At 43.0% G+C, this 19,278-nt stretch carries 14 protein-coding genes and 1 pseudogene; 8 read left to right on the top strand and 7 right to left on the bottom strand.

Annotated elements, in window-relative coordinates:
* Positions 1-1,056: FAD-dependent oxidoreductase (locus AB4232_RS18895; protein ID WP_372087745.1), on the top strand; the 1,056-nt coding region annotated here is incomplete at its 5' end.
* Positions 1,057-1,200: 144 nt separating this feature from the next.
* Here AB4232_RS18895 and AB4232_RS18890 read toward each other — a convergent pair.
* From AB4232_RS18890 to AB4232_RS18880, 3 genes are all read right to left on the bottom strand, one after another.
* Positions 1,201-2,151: a biotin-dependent carboxyltransferase family protein gene (locus tag AB4232_RS18890; RefSeq protein ID WP_372087744.1), complete on the bottom strand. Its 951-nt coding sequence runs from the start codon at positions 2,149-2,151 to the stop codon at positions 1,201-1,203.
* Positions 2,144-2,911: an allophanate hydrolase subunit 1 gene (locus AB4232_RS18885; protein WP_372087743.1), complete on the bottom strand. Its 768-nt coding sequence runs from the start codon at positions 2,909-2,911 to the stop codon at positions 2,144-2,146. The genes AB4232_RS18890 and AB4232_RS18885 overlap by 8 nt, the downstream gene beginning before the upstream one ends.
* 176 nt (positions 2,912-3,087) lie before the next feature.
* The gene (locus AB4232_RS18880; RefSeq protein ID WP_372087742.1) at positions 3,088-3,831 is read right to left on the bottom strand and encodes a 5-oxoprolinase subunit PxpA; all 744 of its coding nucleotides are present in this window, start codon (positions 3,829-3,831) and stop codon (positions 3,088-3,090) included.
* Positions 3,832-4,284: 453 nt separating this feature from the next.
* Here AB4232_RS18880 and galE point away from each other — a divergent pair, with 453 nt between their 5' ends.
* On the top strand, positions 4,285-5,298 hold the full coding sequence (gene galE, locus AB4232_RS18875) for a UDP-glucose 4-epimerase GalE (protein ID WP_372047123.1): 1,014 nt from the start codon (positions 4,285-4,287) through the stop codon (positions 5,296-5,298).
* A 424-nt stretch (positions 5,299-5,722) separates the two neighbouring features.
* On the opposite strand, the gene AB4232_RS18870 is transcribed toward galE, so the two are convergent.
* On the bottom strand, positions 5,723-7,861 hold the full coding sequence (locus tag AB4232_RS18870; protein WP_372087741.1) for a TonB-dependent hemoglobin/transferrin/lactoferrin family receptor: 2,139 nt from the start codon (positions 7,859-7,861) through the stop codon (positions 5,723-5,725).
* A 224-nt stretch (positions 7,862-8,085) separates the two neighbouring features.
* Between AB4232_RS18870 and AB4232_RS18865 the strand changes: the two genes are divergently transcribed.
* Entirely contained in the window at positions 8,086-8,973 is an 888-nt protein-coding gene (locus tag AB4232_RS18865) for a LysR family transcriptional regulator (protein ID WP_017100554.1), read from the top strand.
* Here the strand turns inward: AB4232_RS18865 and AB4232_RS18860 are convergent.
* On the bottom strand, positions 8,965-11,646 hold the full coding sequence (locus AB4232_RS18860) for a GNAT family N-acetyltransferase (RefSeq protein ID WP_372087740.1): 2,682 nt from the start codon (positions 11,644-11,646) through the stop codon (positions 8,965-8,967). The two genes, AB4232_RS18865 and AB4232_RS18860, sit on opposite strands and share 9 nt — an antisense overlap.
* Before the next feature lie 216 nt (positions 11,647-11,862).
* Between AB4232_RS18860 and AB4232_RS18855 the strand changes: the two genes are divergently transcribed.
* Together AB4232_RS18855 and AB4232_RS18850 are read left to right on the top strand one after the other, a co-directional pair.
* Complete coding sequence (locus AB4232_RS18855; RefSeq protein WP_372087739.1) at positions 11,863-12,426, top strand: SPOR domain-containing protein; 564 nt, start codon at positions 11,863-11,865, stop codon at positions 12,424-12,426.
* A 179-nt stretch (positions 12,427-12,605) separates the two neighbouring features.
* A complete protein-coding gene (locus tag AB4232_RS18850; protein ID WP_371694876.1) occupies positions 12,606-13,601 on the top strand; it encodes a D-alanine--D-alanine ligase in 996 nt (331 codons plus the stop codon).
* A 199-nt stretch (positions 13,602-13,800) separates the two neighbouring features.
* On the opposite strand, the gene AB4232_RS18845 is transcribed toward AB4232_RS18850, so the two are convergent.
* On the bottom strand, positions 13,801-14,769 hold the full coding sequence (locus AB4232_RS18845) for a tyrosine-type recombinase/integrase (RefSeq protein WP_372087738.1): 969 nt from the start codon (positions 14,767-14,769) through the stop codon (positions 13,801-13,803).
* Between the two features lie 100 nt (positions 14,770-14,869).
* Between AB4232_RS18845 and AB4232_RS18840 the strand changes: the two genes are divergently transcribed.
* The 3 genes and pseudogenes from AB4232_RS18840 to AB4232_RS18830 all read left to right on the top strand — a co-directional run bounded on the left by AB4232_RS18840 (position 14,870) and on the right by AB4232_RS18830 (position 17,206).
* Positions 14,870-15,241 (top strand): DUF3319 domain-containing protein, encoded by a 372-nt coding sequence (locus AB4232_RS18840; protein WP_029222765.1) that lies wholly within the window; start codon positions 14,870-14,872, stop codon positions 15,239-15,241.
* A 4-nt stretch (positions 15,242-15,245) separates the two neighbouring features.
* Positions 15,246-15,557, top strand: a complete 312-nt coding sequence (gene yciH / locus AB4232_RS18835) for a stress response translation initiation inhibitor YciH (protein ID WP_012600635.1) — start codon at positions 15,246-15,248, stop codon at positions 15,555-15,557.
* 302 nt (positions 15,558-15,859) lie between these two features.
* Positions 15,860-17,206 (top strand): annotated as a pseudogene (locus AB4232_RS18830) (ISNCY family transposase).
* 253 nt (positions 17,207-17,459) lie between these two features.
* Here the strand turns inward: AB4232_RS18830 and AB4232_RS18825 are convergent.
* Positions 17,460-19,278: ATP-dependent endonuclease (locus tag AB4232_RS18825; RefSeq protein WP_372087737.1), on the bottom strand; the 1,819-nt coding region annotated here is incomplete at its 5' end.

Here is a 19,278-nt window from a genome sequence, read left to right as displayed (position 1 = left end):
CCGGAAGAGTATTACAAGCTGTATAGTAAAGAAGAGTTACTAGCACTTGCTGCTCAAACACAGCCTCTGAAACCAACATCGCTTGATGAATGGTGTATTCCTTTCGCTAAACATACGGATCTAGAAACCCTTAAGTATCCTGTTGCTATGGTTCAAGAGTATGGCTGGAGCGTATTCCGCTTATCTGCAACCGCTCAACTCTCTTTGGGGCAACAATCTAATTGTACCGTGTTAACCAACAGCCGATTACAATCTGTTGAATCGTTAGAGCAAGGTTGGTCTTTGACTTATACAGACGCTGAGAACCAAAGCTGTCACCTAACGACCGACTACTTGATTAATGCAAGTGGCTTTGAAACGGGCATCGTGGATGACTTTGTCGGTTCTAAGCAACAAAGGCTTGTTGAGTTCAAAGCCGCATACGTTACGCAGTGGCCGTATTCGCAAGAATGTAAGGAAGAGTGGCCAGAGGTTATCTTCCATGGCCCGAGAGGCACACCGCAAGGCATGGCTCAGTTAACACCGTACGCTGATGGTGTATTCCAACTTCACGGTATGACAGAAGGGATTACTCTGTTTGAGGGTGGGCTTGTTTCATCATCAACAGATTCATCACAGCCTCAACTGCCTTCTAAGCTTCTTAAGAAAATCGTATCGGGTTGGAGTGAAGAGCAACTTGAATTAAGAACTCGCGCTGCGATAACGCATATGTCTCAGTTTATCCCAAGTTTTAGCTCTGCACTGGTCGGTGGTAAGCCTTTGTTCGGTGCACAGCAAATTCCGGGAACCGATCCGAGCTTAAGGGCTTCAGACGTGTCATTCTGTGGTGATCGCTATGCTCGACTTGAAGTCGTCAAAGCATCTTCAACCCTAGAGGCTGCGCAAAAGGTCGCTGAGCAATGGTTTGATGTATCAGAGGCGGTATCGATTGAAAATACGCACTCAGTGACAATGTCACTTAACCTAAGTGATATTGAGAATAGAGCGATAGATTTGACACAAGAACGCGGATACCCAGAAGCCCTTGCAAAGGTATCAGGCCAAGATCACGCTTAATACTCAGTCATAATCTACTACGCTAAACATCTTCAATTCGGCTTACTTTGACAGGTAAGCCTAACCTTCATTCAAACGCCAACTAAGATACCGAAAACCAACCGAACTACATCTCTAGGCAATTACTTAGCTACAGAGAAAAAACTAATAGCCGAAAAATTGAGCCCACTGGCACCACACATCTTGTAATCCTAAGCGATCGCCTTTACTAAACGAGACTTTATGTCCAGGTTTGGCTTGTGCTAAGCGCGGTAAATCGATTCTGGCGACACATCCAATCTTCGGATAGCCACCAATAGTCTGTCTGTCATTAAGCAACACGATAGGTTGCCCATCTTGGGGGATTTGAATCGCACCTAAGGCAATGCCTTCAGACAATAGCGAAATATCAGGTGAATCAATCGATTGACCACTCAGTCGATAGCCCATGCGATTTGAATTTTGGTCAACGTGATACTGTGCGTTATACAAAGTCTCTTTTGCTGAACCAGTGAACAGCTCGCTTTGATAGCCTTCAATCACTCGCAGGTTCACTGGTAGGTTGTAATTAGGCGTGTATCGAAAGGTAACACTCAACGCTTTAAACGGGCGAGAGAGTTGGTGTTGGGTAAAAGTAATTTGTTGCCCTTGCTGGCATGGCTGTCCATCTTGCGTTAATCCACCAATCTTTTCACGAGTCACCGTAGAACAGCTATCAAGAGTTGATGGAACATCGAAGCCACCCTTAACGGCTAAATACGCCCTTAGTCCATTTTTAGGTAAACCAAATGAGAGAACTTGCCCTGCGAAAGCTTGAAAAGTACGCCAGTTCGACAGTGGTTTGCCATCGAGCTTCGCTTGTAAATCGCCACCACATAATGCCATCTCACAATCAAAATCGATTCGTAACGCACATTGACCAAGCGTGATTTCCAACGCCGCTTGGTTGACTGGGTTTCCGAGCAGGTGATTGGCCCAGCTATACGAGTAATCATCAACAGGGCCACCTTGTGTCAACCCGAGATGAGCGACACCAAATCGTCCGAAGTCCTGAATCAAGCTCAACGGGCCGGGCTTAATGACTGTCAGCGTTGGTTTGGCTTTAGTCTTAACCATTAGCGACACCTCCACTAGTCTCCATAAACTTAAGCGCAACAAATTCTTGTTTTGAAATCGCGATGAAACGGACGGTGTCACCGACATTAAGTAGAGACAGCGGCGTTTGTGTGGTATCAGCGTTCTTCAATTGGCTGTGATCAAACAGTGCTAGCGGGCAATTGCCAATAATATTCCAACCGCCCGGTGAGTCCGAAGGATACACCGCCGTTTTCGTATCCGCGATGGCGATGCTGCCTTTCGGCACACTTAAGCGTGGGGTTGAATGACGAGGCAAAGCAAGCTCGTTGACTACATCAGACATAAACGCAAAGCCAGGCGTAAACCCAATGGCACTGACGCTGTAAGTCTGTGAGGTGTGATGTTGAATGATCTCATCTAGCGACATGCCTTTGGCTTGATATCGGTCTAAGTCGAGTGCTGTTTCTGGTGAGTAATAAGCGGGAAGCTCGATAGTGTTACGCGTTTTACTAACACTAGAGAAGGACGAAATAGCATGACTCAACAAAGAGTTGAGTTGTTCCATGAACTGATGTTCTGAAATTCTATAAGGTAAGTAATCGACCAATATTGTTTGGTAAGCCGGTGTCACATTCATCAATACAGATGCTAAGTGTTGACGAATAGCATCGGAAAAATGAGCCATGTACTGCGCATATTCGGCGCTAGATTGACTATTTGAAGGCGATAGCGTCAAGGTCACCAAAACGCTGCATTCCGCGACTGGCGCTATATTGAATTCAATTTGATTCGTCGTCATTTCGTTTCCATACTTTTACTTGCCTTTGATTTACTTAGTGTCTTTTATTTGCTTATTTGGCGTTTCTAACTTCCGTGTCCAAACCAATACAAAGCAATTAGACCTTACGAGCAATTGGTTAGGTGCTTGTAAGGCGAGCGATAAGGCCATGCGTCATACCAATCACACGCTTCATATTAGTTAAAAGCGTTGAGGTCTTGTCTGATTTTTCTAATTAATGCGATGGATTGGGGGTTATCACCATGAACACAAATGGTATCGGCTTCAATAGGCAGTCTTTCACCTTCAATGGTCGTGACTGAACCGTAGTTAATGATTTGCATGACTTGGTTGTAGATATCGTCCTGATTAACGTAAACCGAGCCTTTTTGAGTTCGCGGCGATAACTGCCCATTATTCAAGTATGCACGGTCGGCAAACGCTTCAAACAAGAGGGGTAAATCATGATCGTCAGCAATATCTAAATACTGCTGATTGTCTGACGAAGAGAGGATCATTAGGGGGATGTTAAATTCAGCGACGGCTTGGGCAACGGCATTAAATACGTCAATGTTCGCCATCATATCGTTGTAAAGGGCACCATGAGGTTTCACATAACCAACAGAGGTGTGGTGATAGTGGCAAAGCGCTTGTAGTGCACCGACTTGATAGCACACGAGTTCACTGATTTCGTCCATGGTATGTGGAATAGAACGGCGACCAAACCCGACTAAATCTTGATAACCAGGGTGGGCACCAATTTGGGTGTGATAGTACTGCGCCAGTTTTATGGTCTTAGACATAACGTGCGGATCAGACGCGTGAAAGCCACAAGCGATGTTTGCCATATCGACCCATTCCATGACCGACTCGTCATCGCCCATCTTCCAATTGCCGAAACTTTCTCCCATGTCGCAATTAAGCAAAATCTTCGTTGTCACGTGGTGCTAACCCTTTACGTTGAGGTGAGTAATGACGGTCTTATAAATACCATAAATAAACAGTGACCTAACTCAAATTTTCGACACCAAAAACTGCATTTACTACAAGGTCTCGGCATGTATCAAACCCGCTAAAGAATGGATTGTGAAAAATGCTGCCTTTCATCAATGACGCATAGAAACTATGGTTAAAGATAATTGAAAAACAAGCGATCGACAAACATCGTTCCATCTATTTTGTTTCCAGTTTAGGGAGCAAACGTAGGGTAATTAATCATATGGCGACATTGATGTAATTCTGAAGGTTGGCGATGAGGGAATTGTTAAGTGAAACGGAACGGTTAATTTTTGTTCTCTCGTGTAGTGTGTCTGCCATAGCCGTTTGTGACCCAACCCTAAGCTGTTGTATCATAAGCGATACGTTAAGTGGTTTTAATTAAAGGTCGGCTAAACATGAATGTTTTAGTTACAGGTGGCATGGGTTACATTGGTAGCCACACAAGTATCCAGATGATTAACGCAGGTATGACACCTGTGCTTTTCGATAACTTATACAACAGTAAACCAAGCGTTTTAGAACGTATCGAAAAAGTATCTGGCGTTCGTCCTGATTTCATTGAAGGTGATATTCGTGATAAAGCGCTTTTAACTGAAACTATGAAGCAACACAATATTGAAGCTGTTATTCATTTTGCGGGCCTGAAAGCGGTTGGCGAGTCTGTTGCCAAACCTCTCGAATACTACGATAACAACGTAAATGGCACGTTAGTCCTTGTCGATGCAATGCGTGACGCTGACGTAAAAACATTAGTATTCAGCTCTTCAGCAACGGTTTATGGCGATCCTGCTAGTGTTCCTATCACAGAAGATTTTCCCACAAGCGCAACCAATCCTTACGGTCGTAGCAAGCTCATGGTTGAAGAGTGCTTAACTGACTTCCAAAAGGCTAACCCCGATTGGAGCATTACGTTATTACGTTACTTTAACCCCGTAGGTTCACACCCAAGTGGTGAACTCGGTGAAGACCCAAGTGGTATTCCAAACAACCTAATGCCATTTGTATCTCAAGTTGCAGTTGGCCGACGTGAATTCCTATCTGTATTTGGTAGTGATTACCCAACAAAGGATGGCACTGGTGTTCGTGATTACATCCACGTTATGGATCTGTCTGATGGACACATTGCAGCACTTGAGAAAGTAGGGCGTAAAGACGGTCTTCACATCTATAACCTAGGTACTGGCAACGGTTCAAGTGTATTAGATATGGTTAAAGCCTTCGAGAAAGCGAGCGGCCAAGCGATACCTTATAAACTCGTTGAGCGTCGTCCAGGAGATATCGCAGAGTGTTGGGCCGACCCAACGAAAGCTCAGAAAGAACTGGGGTGGAATGCGACACGCACACTGGCTGAAATGACTGAAGATACATGGCGCTGGCAATCAACAAATCCTGATGGTTTCCCTGGTTGATTGAGTGATTTCATGAATAGTTAACGTACAAAAAGATGCTCTAGGGCATCTTTTTTGATCTAAATCGAATAAAAAGTGATTTGGTGGTTAAAAAGTATCATTCTGTATCGGTTGTTGTTATCATGCTCGCGAATTATATGTTTAATGTTAATTTTCTTTGGAGTTAATCATGGAACTAGGCCTAATCATCACTTTCATCATTGCTGCTGCAGTAATGGTTAAGAAAGAAATGGCAGAGAAATAATTTCACTTTACCCCTTTTTGATACAACTTTTAGTGAAATAACAAAAGCCAGCTTATCGTAAGCTGGCTTTTTAGTTTCTACAGTATTTTTTTGTATGGCTTTATTTTGGAACGACCTAGATCTTTAATGACCTAGGCCTTTAATAAACTTAGCTCAACAACGAACTAGATCTCTAACCAGTTAGAACTCGTAGTTTGCAGATATACCCCAGTTACGACCCGGTTGAGACTTAATATCGGTGTTGAACTTAGAATCGTGCCCACGGCCTGACATGTCATTGTACAGCCAATATTTTTTGTCTAATGCGTTGAATAGACCCGCTCGCAAGGTTAAATCCGTGACAGGGCGGTAATAAGCAGTCAAATCAACAACTGTGTATCCAGCCACGTTTACGTTGTCATCGGAGTTCCACTCATCTTTCGCAGCAACCATCTTAACATTTAAAGCTGAACCAAAAGTCTCGCGCTCGATTCCAAGACCTAGCGTACCCGTTAGTGGTGCTACAGAATCAATGGATTTACCCGTAGATTTATCTTCACCATCAGCATAAGCGACCGCTAAACGAGTGTAGGTTCCAAATGGTGCGTCTAACAAAGTGTCTAGATTAATCGTTGAAGAAAGCTCTGCACCATAGATAGTTACTTTATCTAAGTTCTCTTTGGTGTATACGTCTTTACCGCCTTGTTTGCCCGTTTTCGTCTGGTTAATGAAATCAGAGTAATCAGTGTAGAAAGTGCTTAGTTCAAAGCGAGCATGTTCATTATTGCCACGAAGGCCAAGCTCGTAAGAGATACTTCTTTCGGCTTTCAAGTTAGGGTTAGCTTCAATGATGGCACCTCGAGTATAGAAGTAGTAGAGGTCGTAAACTGAAGGTGCTTTAAACCCTTGCCCAACTTGACCAAATACCGATAGGTTATCATTGATGTGGTAAACTGAACCTAGCTTAGCTGTGACGGCGTCATCTTTATTCTTCTCATATTGAGTCTTGTAGCCTTCATCCGTTGATGGGTCAGCAACAAATGAGTCATAACGAAGACCGCCAGTTACAATCAACTTGTCTTCCATGAAAAATGCTTGGTCTTGAACAAACACACCCCATTGCGTTATTTCTGCATCAGGAATACCAGTGCTACCCGGTGTAACAGTGCCTCGATCAAATTTATGGTCGTAGTTTTCTAGTTCAAAGTCATTCTGCAGGTATGTGAAACCATATGTGAACTCGTGATCCGCACCATCAATATTCACTAGCTTAGAAAGCTGTGTATCGACTTGCATGTTGACATCAGAAGCATCACGCTCACGAAGTCGACGTCCGTTGAAGCGAGTTGTATCGTAGTTTTTATTCAGAGTACTTGAGTCTTGGTAACTTAGAGACCAGTCTAAAGAGTCAGCAATGGAAGAGCTTAGCTTAAGCTGTTGTTCCAATGTTGCACGAAAACGTTTGTTGGTGTCTTTGTTGTAATTATCAGTATATACAAAGCCCGGCATAAGCTGATAGCCATTGTAGTTTAGCTCATCTTCATCATATTGACGTTGGTAATGCTCAACCGTAATACCAACCTTATTTGAATCTGATACATTGTAGAATGCTTTCGCTAGGATATTACTTAATTCCGTATCTGCTGGGTTCTCTGCACCACGATCTGGACCTTGAACTTCGCTTCCTGATGAATGAGTTTCTGTCTCGTGGCCTTGAGCGTATGTCGCCATAACGATCGTTTCTAACTTATCTTTACGCATCGCCCAAGAAACTGTGTTCTTGAACTGTTCATCTGCAGATGTATAGGTAGATTTAATACCAAAACGGTTTTCATCCCCGTCAGTTCTAAGCATATCCTCTGGATTTTTTGTTCTTAGCAGTACTGCACCACCAATGGCATCTGAACCGTAAAGCGTAGAAGCAGGGCCTTTATTCACCTCTATGACACTTAATGTATCGACTTCGATCGCATTCGAATATTTACGTTGCTCAGAAGCGCCAGGGTTATATGGTGTAGGTTGTTGAACTCCATCTACCATAAGTTTAACGCGATCACCTTCAACACCGCGGATGTTAAAGCCTGAAATACCAAAACGGCCACCGCCTTGAGCTTCTACTCCTGGCGTGTATTGAAGAGCTTGCTTTATGTCGCTAGACATTTGATTATCTATGTCTTTTGCAGAGACAGACTCAATTGAGCTTGAAACGTCTTCTTTGTTTTGTTCGGTACGCGTTGCTGATACAACAACCTCGTCAAATAGGGCATAATCTTCAGCAAAGGCTGATGTTGATGAAAGCGCTAAAACGATTGAAGCAGAGAGTAGGGATTGCTTATACATCTGATAGTTACCTTAGTTCCATAATATCATCTTGATTTGCGAAAGATGATATTGGATCTAAATGATAATTACTATTATTTGCATTTAAATAATTTTCAATATTATCAACTAATTCATAATTAGCGTCATTAAACACATGTATTAAAAAGAGTTTTTCAGTTCCATTCACTCCGTGAATGCTTCTCTTTTTGTGATTAAGATCTCACTTACAAAGTAGGAAAGTTATGCATAGTCCAATAACACTTGAAGCCTTACACATATTAGATGCCATTGATCGTCGTGGAAGCTTCGCGGCAGCGGCTAATGAAATGGACCGAGCACCTTCTTCATTGAGTTATCAAATCCAGAAGCTAGAACAAGACTTAGATATTATGATTTTTGATCGCTCAGGCCACCGTGCAAATTTCACGGAAGCGGGGCAGTTAATATTAGAGCAAGGAAGGATCATTCTTGGTGCCACTGAACAGCTCGTTAATGACGCGAGTATTCTTGCTAATGGCTGGGAGTTGGATTTAACGATTGCCTTTGATGGCATTATTCCGATTGCTAATTTCTTCCCATTAGTCGATGAACTCGGAAAAATAAGTAAAACTAGGGTTCGATTACAAGAAGAGATTCTAGCTGGATGTTGGGAATCTCTTTCAGACGGCCGAGCTGATTTATTGGTGTGCCCAAAGGTTGACACCATACCAAACGATATGAAAAGTGACATTATCGGTAAGATGGAAATGGTATGGGTTGCAGCATCGAATCACTATGTTCATAAGCGATCTGGTGATTTCGACCAAAAGGCGAGGGAAAGTTACAGGGTTATCGCAATTGCAGATACAGCGCGTGACCAACCTGCATTAAGCATCAATATTCTAGAAAAGCAGCCACGTTTAACCGTAACAAGCTTCCCAGCCAAGGTAGAGGCTCTAACTGCAGGGTTAGGGATCGGCACCTTACCGAATAGTGTAGCTAAACCTTTGATTGAATCTGGCGTTCTACAACAAATTTCGGGTACCGAACCACAGCTTATCGACATCGTAATGGCTTGGCGACGTAACAAAATGGGCGACGCCAAGTCTTGGTGTATTCAACACCTAAAAAAAACATGGGCGTTAAAGTAACGGCAACACCATATCTGCAGTGCCGTCTTCAAAACTGATATCTAGCTCAAAGCCCAACTTCTGGGCTAGTGTCAGCATCCCTCGGTTGGTCGGCATCGTCATGCCCGACATCTGCTTGGTCTGCTTGGTACGACAGTAGTCAATAACCTTAGTCATCAAAATGCGGCCTAATCCGACGCCTTTCAGATCGGAACGTATCAGAATAGCGAACTCTGCATCGGTGTTCTCTGGGTTAATCAACGCTCTCGACACGCCAATAATCGCGGGTACGCCTTGTTCCTTTCGAACGACCACAAATGCAATTTCTCTATCAAAGTCAATCTGAGTAAAGTTAGCCAACGCCTCATGATTGAATTCACCCACATCACTAAAGAAACGCTTGTAAAGGTCTTCTTTGGATACACGATGAATAAAATCAGCATGAAGCGGCTCGTCTTCAGGAAGGATCGGGCGTAACAACACCTCAGTGCCGTCCTTAAGTACGATATTCTCTTCCAATTCGACTGGATAAGGGCGAATCGCAAGACGTTCTTGAGGATCGCCTTGATATGCTTTCAAGATGATATCGGCATCTAATATCGTGAACTTGTCACCATTGGCCAGTACTGGATGGATATCCAAATCATGTATTTCAGGGCAATCGACCACCATTTGAGATATACGAACCAGCAACTCAGAGAGGCCTTCAATGTCGATCGGGTTAGGTAATTTCTGTAGGCGAATCTTGCCGCTCTTTATCGCTCGAATGATCAAGTAACGAGCCAGCGTCATATTCAGCGGTGGGAAAGCAGCAGCGGCATCAATCGATTCGTCCCACTCAGAGCCCCCTTGGCCAAGCAAAATGATAGGACCAAAGGTTTCGTCCGTTGTCACTTTTACACGTAGCTCCTGCCCGCCGGCGAGTTTGGCCATTCCTTGAATTAACAAGCCATGAATATGCGCAGTAGGGAACGACAGTTGAGAGCGATCGAGAATCGCCTGAGCCGCATTGGCGACTTCATTGCTGTTTCTTAAATTAAGCATGACTCCTTGCACGTCCGACTTATGTGCAATGTCTGGCGAACGTAGTTTAACTGCGACTGGGTAACCAATCGTTTCGGCAATATGTACCGCTTCACTTGGGTCAGAAGCTATCCAAGTTGGTAATACATCTAGGTTGAAGTGCTTGAAAAATTGGCTATTTTGATGCGTATCAAGGCTAACTGTGTCTTTATCCAGTAGTTGTCGTTCTATCCAATTTTTTGCATCTGCTAGATCTTCAATATGGACTTTTTCTGCCGTGGTTGGCGTTTCCATTAACTGACGTTGGTTACGTCTGTACTCGACCAAGTGCATGAATGCGACTACTGAACTTTCAGGTGTTCGATAGGTTGGGAAACCCGCTTCGGTAAACAACTTTCGTGCTGGCTTTGCTGTTAGCTCACCAGACCAATTCGTTAGAATGTTAAATCGCTTGTGGCGAGGATGCTTTTTAATGGCTTCAATAATTCGTTCAGCTGTTTTAGCTGAATGTGCGATCGCAGAAGGGCTGTGCATGATAAGAATCGCATCCGCTTCATCACCATCTAACAAGATGTTTATCGTATCGATATAACGTTGCTCACCGGCGTCACCAACAATATCGATTGGATTACTCTGAGACCAACTCAATGGCAAAACCTTATTGAGTTTCTCTAGCGTATCTTCAGAAAACTCGGCAAGTTTACCACCACGGTCAAAAAGGGTATCCACCGCCATGATCGCTGGGCCGCCCCCATTGGTCACAATAGCCAAGCGCTCTCCACGTAGTGGTACTGAATGAGTCAGAGTCTCTACCGCTGCAAACAGTTCATGTAAGTTCTTAACTCGCAACATGCCGCTGCGTCGGATCGCTGAGTCATAGATAATATCTAACGTATCGGCACCGCCAGTATGTAGCATGGCCGCCGCCCGGCCTTTAGCGGTTCGTCCGCCTTTTAACACTAGAATTCGTCTATTACGTGACGCAGCACGCGCAGCAGAGATAAAGCGCCTCGCATCTTTAATACTATCGACATAAAGCAATATTGCTTCGGTGTGAGAGTCGGTACTCAGATAATCCAATAGCTCTGAGAATTCTATGTCACTGCCATTACCTATCGAGATAAACGCCGAGAAGCCGATCTCTTTATCGTTCGCCCAATCTAGAATCGTTGTACACACTGCAGCGGATTGAGAAACAAAGGCGATTTTACCTGGCAGCGCCGTCACCGGAGAGAAAGAGGCATTCAAATTTAACCACGGGACAATAACTCCCAAGCTATTGGAACCAAGTACCCGAATATTGTTTGCCTTGGCTATTGCAATACATCTCTCATCAAATGTTCCACCACTATTACTTTGCTGCTGCATGTCGGAGGAGAGCACAATGACTGAAGCGATGCCTTTCTCGGCCAACTCTTCAAAAATAGCCACATTGCGTGTCGCATTAGTGCACAAAATAGCAAGGTCAGGCACGATAGGTAGCGACAAGATGTTTTTGTAAGAGAGGACGCCTGCGACAGAATCGTATTTTGGTGTTACTGGCATCACCGCACCTTTAAAATCCCCGTGCAACAGATTGTTCATGACGATATATCCTGCACGCGTTTCTCGTTGAGATGCACCAACAACAGCGATTGAACGGGGTTTAAGTAGGGGATCAAGATGATTCATAGACATATCCTAGCAATGCACGTAAGTTCATCGTAACTTACTTTTCATTCACGGGTTGATGGCAAATTCACCGAATTAAGATGAATAAGCAGACACTGCATAAAGTTTGTGAAATAGGTCACCCACTAATGGTGTATAATCTCAAAGTTAACTTGATTCTAAACCGACGTATCGGCATGATTTATAGTAATTATTATTAAGGATATAGAGCTTTCCATGAAAAAACTTGCAATTGTCACTTTGCCACTGCTCTTGGCTGCATGTGTATCTGACAACTACGTTACCAATGTAACGTCAGATAGCTATCAAGAAGAATTCAAAACAGCCAAAGTTGAAGCTCCAGTTGTATCTCAATCAGAGCAGAATGCTGTTATTGAAGAGAACGTGGCCAACGTTGTCAGAACAACACCTGTAGAACAAAAAATCACTCACACGACTAGAGCTAAGCCGGTTGCAACAATTACAGCTCCAACCAAGAAGCAACAAGACATGAACCAACGCTTTGGTTACACAGTTCAAGTTGTTGCTGTTGGCAGCCAAGCCAAAGTCGATTCTTTTGTAAAAATGCTACCAACCACTTCCCAACCAATTTGGGAAAACTACAAAATGGTTAACGGCACTAAGTGGTTCACTGTACTTTACGGTGACTACGCGACACGCTTAGACGCTAAAAAGGCGATTTCATCTTTGCCGAGCAGTTTTCAAAACTTAAAGCCATTCGTTAAGAGCATTGATGATATCAAGAACTCTGAATACCCAACGCTTAACAAGTTAAACTAAGTTTCAAATCATAAAGAAGGAGCAAATGCTCCTTCTTTTGTTTTATGACGGTTAGTTTTGTTTAATAGTTAATCGCTCACTCCTTAGATGACAATTTTAGCATTCAAAACACTGTACCTATTTCGACTTTTGTTTATCATTGAAGTCAGTATTCCTAGTTTCAAGGACCGAATTTACCCATGAACACCACAAACATCCTTCTACTTTGCGGCGGTGGATCTTCAGAGCATGAAGTGTCAATCGTTTCAGCCAATTACCTTTTTGAACAACTTAATAGCGTTGCAGATTTTAACGTTGTGAGAGTTGAAATTAAAAACGAAGGCTGGTGTCTTGATTCGGGTGAGTTGGTTTATCTTGATATTAACGATCAAACCTTACGTGGCGACAACTTAGAATCTAAAGTCGATTTCATTGTTCCTTGTATTCATGGTTTCCCGGGCGAAACAGGTGACATTCAATCACTGTTTGAAATGGCTAAGATTCCGTACCTAGGTTGTGGTTCTGAAGCAAGCAACAACAGCTTCAATAAAATCACATCAAAACTTTGGTACGACGCTCTGGGTATCCCAAATACGCCTTATCTGTTCTTATCCGACAACACTGAACAAGCTCATGCACAGGCGACACAAGCCTTTGAAAGTTGGGGGGAAGTGTTCGTCAAAGCGGCTCGTCAGGGATCTTCTGTAGGTTGTTACCAAGTTAACCAAGTGGAAGACTTAAGAGAAGCGATCAATAAGGCGTTTACCTTCTCTGATCAAGTGCTTATTGAGAAATCCGTGGTGCCAAGAGAGCTAGAAGTTGCCGCTTATGAAATCGATGGCGAGCTACAGATAAGCAAGCCAGGCGAGGTGATTGCACCTAATGGCGCATTTTACTCTTACGAAGAGAAGTACAGTGCAGACAGCCACTCAATTACTGAAGTTGAAGCAACTAACTTAACCGATGAACAGCGTGAATTGATTGCAGACAGCGCCCGCAAGGTATTCACGCAGATGAAGCTTCGTCACTTGTCTCGCATCGATTTCTTCTTAACACAAGACAATGAGATCTACCTGAACGAGGTGAATACCTTCCCAGGTATGACGCCAATTTCCATGTTCCCAAAAATGGTTGAACATGACGGCCACAAATTCAGCCAGTTCTTAGAGAACTGCGTGAGAACAAGCATTTCTTAGTTCACCCAAAATATCTTAGCCGTTTTATATAACTCATTAGATAACAAATAGCGCCTTGAGCTTATCTACCAAGGCGCTATTTGTTTTTAAGTCGGAAGCTTTTGGTTTTTAAAGTCAGTTGATTGACTAAGCAGTTTATTAACAATCTGCCTATAAAAAATCGTAGATAAACAAGCTGCCTTTTCACAAAGCCATCAGCTCATTGCCAAGGGATTAGTGCTTTAAACTTCATCTTCTCACTCTCAGAGGTACCCGAATAACCCACATATTGCGCAGGCATTGCAGGACTGAGCCAACGACCAAAATCTTGGATTTCTCTCACCTTAAGGCCTTGTTTCGACAGTTCTTGTGCGGCACCTACACGAATAGAGTTCCCGGAGAAATGGTGGTTGTCAGCCAATTGAAGTAAGTCACTTGCTCTTCTCAATATTCTGTAGATCGACGAATCATCTAAAGGTTGCAGACTGATATTTTCATGTTTATCTATCGCACGAAATACAGGCAACTCGTCTTGTGTTCCAGTAAACGAAAACCAACGCTCAAGTGCGGCGCTTGCTACTCGCGATAGCCTATACACTGAACCTTTTATTGTAATCTGGTAGTCATTCTCAACGCTCTCCACATTATCCATCGACAACGCCCTTAGTTCAGATCGCTTTAAAGCACACTCGAACATCACATTATAAATCGCGATATCTCTGATCTCTTTTAAGCTCGATTTCTTATGGGAAAGTAACGTGTTTAACTCAGTAAGGTGTGCGGATGTCATGGCATTGGTTTGTTTAGAGTCGCCAGCCATTCGAGATTGCAAGTGGAGCAGGGTAAAACGAACTTGCCTATGCTTGATTGGGTTAGCAAAGCTCAACACAGTATGCAACAAGCTAAGTGTTGCAGTGTAACGTTTCAAGGACGAGAATTTTCTTTCACTTGATTCAGTCTCAAGAAAACGCCGAACAGCAGTGATGGATGCTGGGAGTGTGTTGATACGATTTTTAGTACAGAACGAATGGTAGCGATTCCAATCACTGTAGATACCCAACAAGGAGTTTCGAGAGTACTGATATCCTGTTAACTCATCTATAATTTCAATTGTCGCGTGGCTGTTTAATTTTTCAACAAATGAATTAATTATCACAGAGTCCGATAAAATAGGGACTTTTTTTCTCAAATTACCGTACCTCAACAGGTGTTTTTGCCATATTATGCTTGATATCATTAGAAGTATACTTATGATTAACGTAATGAAAACAAAACGATGATCAATGGATATGGCAAATTCAGTTTACCGAGGCGTTCCTCTACAATCAGCGGATGCAAACAACACCGTTTGGCGTGCCAAGCTAAAAAACAACATTATTCAAGGCAATTTACCTGCTGTGAAAAAGAGTATTGATTGGTGGATTGATACTGCGACCCTTATTGACCCGAAAGAATTCACAGCGTTAAACAAGTCGAGAGCGTCTGGTGGTGGCTTAGCTGAAAACTTCCATGGTTACCAAATTAAAAATGATAGCGGTGAGCCTAACGCTTGGTATTGCATGTTTAACGGGCGCCTAATTAAAGGTGGCAAGATTGCAATCCAGCGTCATATAGAGGCTTTCTTACTCGCAAAACAAAAAGCAGCACAGCAAAAGAAGTAAAATTATGAGCCTAGTATATTCAACTGAAACAGGTCGTATTAAACCTGAAGAAGAGAAAATCCAGCGCCCTAAAGGCGATGGTATTGTTCGAATCCAAAAAGAAACAAAAGGCCGTAAAGGTAAAGGCGTTTCTATCGTAACAGGCTTAGACCTAGATGACGCACCATTAAAACTCATGGCTGCGGAACTCAAAAAAGTATGTGGTTGTGGCGGCTCAGTAAAAGATGGCAACATCGAGATTCAAGGCGACGCTCGTGACAAGCTCAAAGCGCATCTTGAAAAGAAAGGCTACAAAGTTAAATTTGCTGGCGGTTAAGCTCTAACTAATGCCAGGGGTAAAATCGAAGATTATTATCACTGGTTATTAGGTATTTTATGGTAAATAGCCACTCTGGTTAAATACACAGTAGAATTCAGAGAGTACCGATACAACATAAAGGCAGGGCATCGCATAAAGATACCTGCCTTATAAACACCGAAATCAATTTAACATAACGTACATAATACGCACTGAGAGTGTTAGAGCAATTTAGTAATGTCCGGTTTGAGCCATTTTAAAATGTCCTCCTAAGCTTACCTATATTGGTCTGCTTAGGAGTTATCTGGATGCTTATTACTATGAGTGAAAAAGATATTCATCGATTCAAGGTTCTGACTGACGTACGTGAAAAACGACTACGCCAAGTTGACGCTGCTATCATTTTGAACCTGTCTGCGCGTCATATCCGACGTTTGGTAAACAAACTTGTCTCTCTTGGCGCGCAAAGTCTTACACACGCAGCGCGTGGACGCCCAAGTAATCGACGCTACTCAGAACATTTCAGAATTGAAATACTGAAACTTATCCGTGAGCATTACTCTGACTTCTCACCAACGTTCGCTCTGGAAAAACTGACTGAACTGCACAATCTATCAGTCTCTAAAGAAACACTGCGTCAATGGATGATCGCCGACGGACTGTGGCTTCCACATGCGAAACGAAAACCTCGGATCTATCAGCCTCGTTACCGTCGTGATTGCTTGGGTGAACTTATTCAAATTGACGGCTCCCATCATGACTGGTTTGAAGGCCGCAGCGACAAATGCTGCCTATTGGTGTTCATTGACGATGCGACTGGCCGCTTGATGAACCTAAGATTCAGCGAAACGGAATCCGCGTTTGACTACATGTTGGCGACGCGTGAATACCTCAATGAGCACGGTAAACCCATCGCATTTTACAGCGACAAACACTCCATATTTCGAGTGAATCAGGAGAAACACAAACAAGTTGGCCAAACCCAATACGGGCGCGTGCTGAAAGAGCTGGCGATAGAACTCATTTGTGCCAACAGCTCCCAAGCCAAAGGCCGTGTTGAGCGAGCCAATCTCACGTTGCAAGACCGGCTGGTTAAAGAGATGCGCTTACAAGGCATCAACACCATCGAGCAAGCCAACGCCTAGCTTCCCTACTTCATCGCCGATTTTAACCACCGCTTTGCTAAGCCCGCTCAATACCCGAAAAACATGCATCGTCCGGTTCGAGAATCCAAGCAAGAACTCGACGATATTTTCAGTTGGCAAGAAAGCCGCAAGCTCTCAAAATCACTGACATTTCAATACGATAAAGTAATTTATCTCATTGAGCCCACCGAAGAAAACAGCCGATTAATGCACGAAACCGTGAAGGTACTCGACTACCCAAATGGAGAAATCGCCATTCAGTACGGGCATCGAAAACTCGAATTCAAAACCTTCGACAAACTCGAGCACGTTCAACAAACCCAAATCGTCGACAACAAACGCCTCGGCCAAGTTTTAAAATTTGCTCAGCAACAACAAGAAAAATTAGAACAACAACAGCAACGAACCCGCAGTAAGAAAGCCCCCAAACGCCGTGCACAACAAAGAGCCCTTCAAACCGCGCCTCGAGCCATCAACCCCGTCCTCACCGAACCCTTCAAAGCTTCCAGTCGAAAGACTTAACAAGGGGACATTTCTATTGGGGACAAATAAGGACATTTTAAAATGGGATTGACATGGTTTGTAAGACCCAGATAGTAATGTCACTATTTCCCAAAGTTATTCTTATCATCGTAAAACATGGCCACATTGATAACCCCATCAAGAAGCCCGCCAAAGATAACCTACTGCCATTTCGTGGTGGTCGCCGAATGAAATTCCCAGCAAACATAAGCTTAAATAGATACAAAAAAGCCCGCTTAATGCAGGCTTTTACTTACAACCAGTTAATCAGATCTTCTAATCCTTGGTAATGTGGGCATACAGTGGTAATACCATCAGTTCTAACATCGGTCTTAAACTGCGCCCAATGCGCTTCATCTTTACCACTTAATCCCAGATACGCTTCAATGGCTCCTAATTTCCATAACCAAATTCCCTGCAGCTTCAGTTCATCATGCAAGTTCTGAATGTGAGGTATTGCTGTTGGTTCAACGGCTAGCTTTTCAAAGCTTTCGGCGGCACTGATACCTCCTCGAGTGTTTTGTGGCCAGTGCTGATTAGTCAAAGTCATACCGTGAACGCTGGCTATATTTTGAAAAACAACTTTTATCGCGGCAATATCAGGGTTATTTTGAGGAAGGTAGCCATTTTTGACTACCTTCGTTATAAAGTCTAAATCACAGATGGCTTTACTTGGTAAGTCCATCGCGTTAAGAATAGACATCGATTTCTTAGTATCACCAACCCCACTCTGGGCAACTAAAGCGCATTTATCTATACCCATTGTTTTACCTTTTATTTCCTTATAGATGTAAGGCAACAACCTCAATTCCGTTTTACCTTCAGTTAAAACCACCTTTTCTGAAAACAGTACATGTGACGAGTGCGAAAGTGAAAACAACTGTTCCATTTGGTGGGTAGAATCGGCAACAACAGTTTGAATTGCATCACTCAGCCTTGCTCTTGCGTATGTGCCACCTGTTCTTTTACGAATTAGCAAGGTCTTAGGTGCTTCTTCAGCGGTAATCATATTAGCTGAGTGCGTAGAAAAAATTATTTGATATCCATTCATTGACAGATTCAGTAGTGCTTCTCTAATTTGCTCTATCCCAAACGGGTGCAGATATAATTCAGGCTCATCTATCAATAGTAGCTTTGTCGCAATACTTGTCGGATTGCTTACATCAGCTAGATGGCGAACTAATCCCATTTGTATAGACCGTTGAGCACCATGACCATAAGAACCAAAATCTCTTTCACTGCTCGAACCACTCTCTAACACTTTAATAGTTCCCGATGTTAGTAAGTCTTCCTCTGTTGGTGTTGGAAAATGTAGTTTCACACTTATATCGGGAAATAAGTCTTGCACCTTATCATTAATACTTTGGTCAATTGAATGAAGTTGCGTTAAACGATTTGCACCATCTGATGCAATTAGGCTAGCAATACTATCTAGATGACCTTGAATCTGATTAGCATGAGTAGCTTGAATCTCTTCAGTTATGTTAGAAAGAAGTTTACCTATAGTTGTTGTATTCTTGGCTTTTGCTGCATCTTCCGCCGCATTCTCCATTGCTCCAATTCTAATCGGTTCCGGAAGAATAGCCTTCAAAGCATTGTCTATACCAGTTGGGTTAGGCGTCCAATCATTAACACCGTCATCCCAGACCGATATTGTTATGCTTCCGATTGGCGATGAAGGTAGCGCCTGTTTTCTTATAATCGTTAACTTTTCACTGTTTGTGCCATACAGAAATGGGCTTATAGATCTTTGTTGCGCTGTTGTCATCTGTGACAATAGCGAAGGTGTAATCCCTACGATATCTGCCTCTACCGACAATTCAGACATTGCATTATTAAAAAAACTTTCATCTAATTTCTTTTTTTTAAGTAGCCAATTTATAGCGGTCAAGCAATTTGATTTGCCAGCATTATTATAGCCGACAAGTGGTGTGTAATCGGACAGCAGTAGCTCAGTATCTATACAGGATTTAAAGTTTTTGATTTTTATTTTTTCTATTAAATGATTCATTTCATTGCCCGTAGATAGTTTAATTATACATCTAACAATAGTGATCTTGTTGCTTATCACC

This window comes from Vibrio sp. 10N.286.46.A8, from assembly GCF_041470165.1.
Classification (GTDB): Bacteria; Pseudomonadota; Gammaproteobacteria; order Enterobacterales; family Vibrionaceae; genus Vibrio; species Vibrio tasmaniensis_A.
This window is presented reverse-complemented; position numbering and strand designations above follow the sequence as displayed.

Excerpts from the sequence above, each read along its gene's own strand:
- AB4232_RS18840 (WP_029222765.1), top strand. The coding sequence starts at position 14,870 with ATGGCAAATTCAGTTTACCGAGGCGTTCCTCTACAATCAGCGGATGCA.
- AB4232_RS18890 (WP_372087744.1), bottom strand. The coding sequence starts at position 2,151 with ATGGTTAAGACTAAAGCCAAACCAACGCTGACAGTCATTAAGCCCGGC.
- AB4232_RS18850 (WP_371694876.1), top strand. The coding sequence starts at position 12,606 with ATGAACACCACAAACATCCTTCTACTTTGCGGCGGTGGATCTTCAGAG.
- AB4232_RS18870 (WP_372087741.1), bottom strand. The coding sequence starts at position 7,861 with ATGTATAAGCAATCCCTACTCTCTGCTTCAATCGTTTTAGCGCTTTCA.
- AB4232_RS18855 (WP_372087739.1), top strand. The coding sequence starts at position 11,863 with ATGAAAAAACTTGCAATTGTCACTTTGCCACTGCTCTTGGCTGCATGT.
- AB4232_RS18860 (WP_372087740.1), bottom strand. The coding sequence starts at position 11,646 with ATGAATCATCTTGATCCCCTACTTAAACCCCGTTCAATCGCTGTTGTT.
- AB4232_RS18865 (WP_017100554.1), top strand. The coding sequence starts at position 8,086 with ATGCATAGTCCAATAACACTTGAAGCCTTACACATATTAGATGCCATT.
- galE (WP_372047123.1), top strand. The coding sequence starts at position 4,285 with ATGAATGTTTTAGTTACAGGTGGCATGGGTTACATTGGTAGCCACACA.
- AB4232_RS18885 (WP_372087743.1), bottom strand. The coding sequence starts at position 2,911 with ATGACGACGAATCAAATTGAATTCAATATAGCGCCAGTCGCGGAATGC.
- yciH (WP_012600635.1), top strand. The coding sequence starts at position 15,246 with ATGAGCCTAGTATATTCAACTGAAACAGGTCGTATTAAACCTGAAGAA.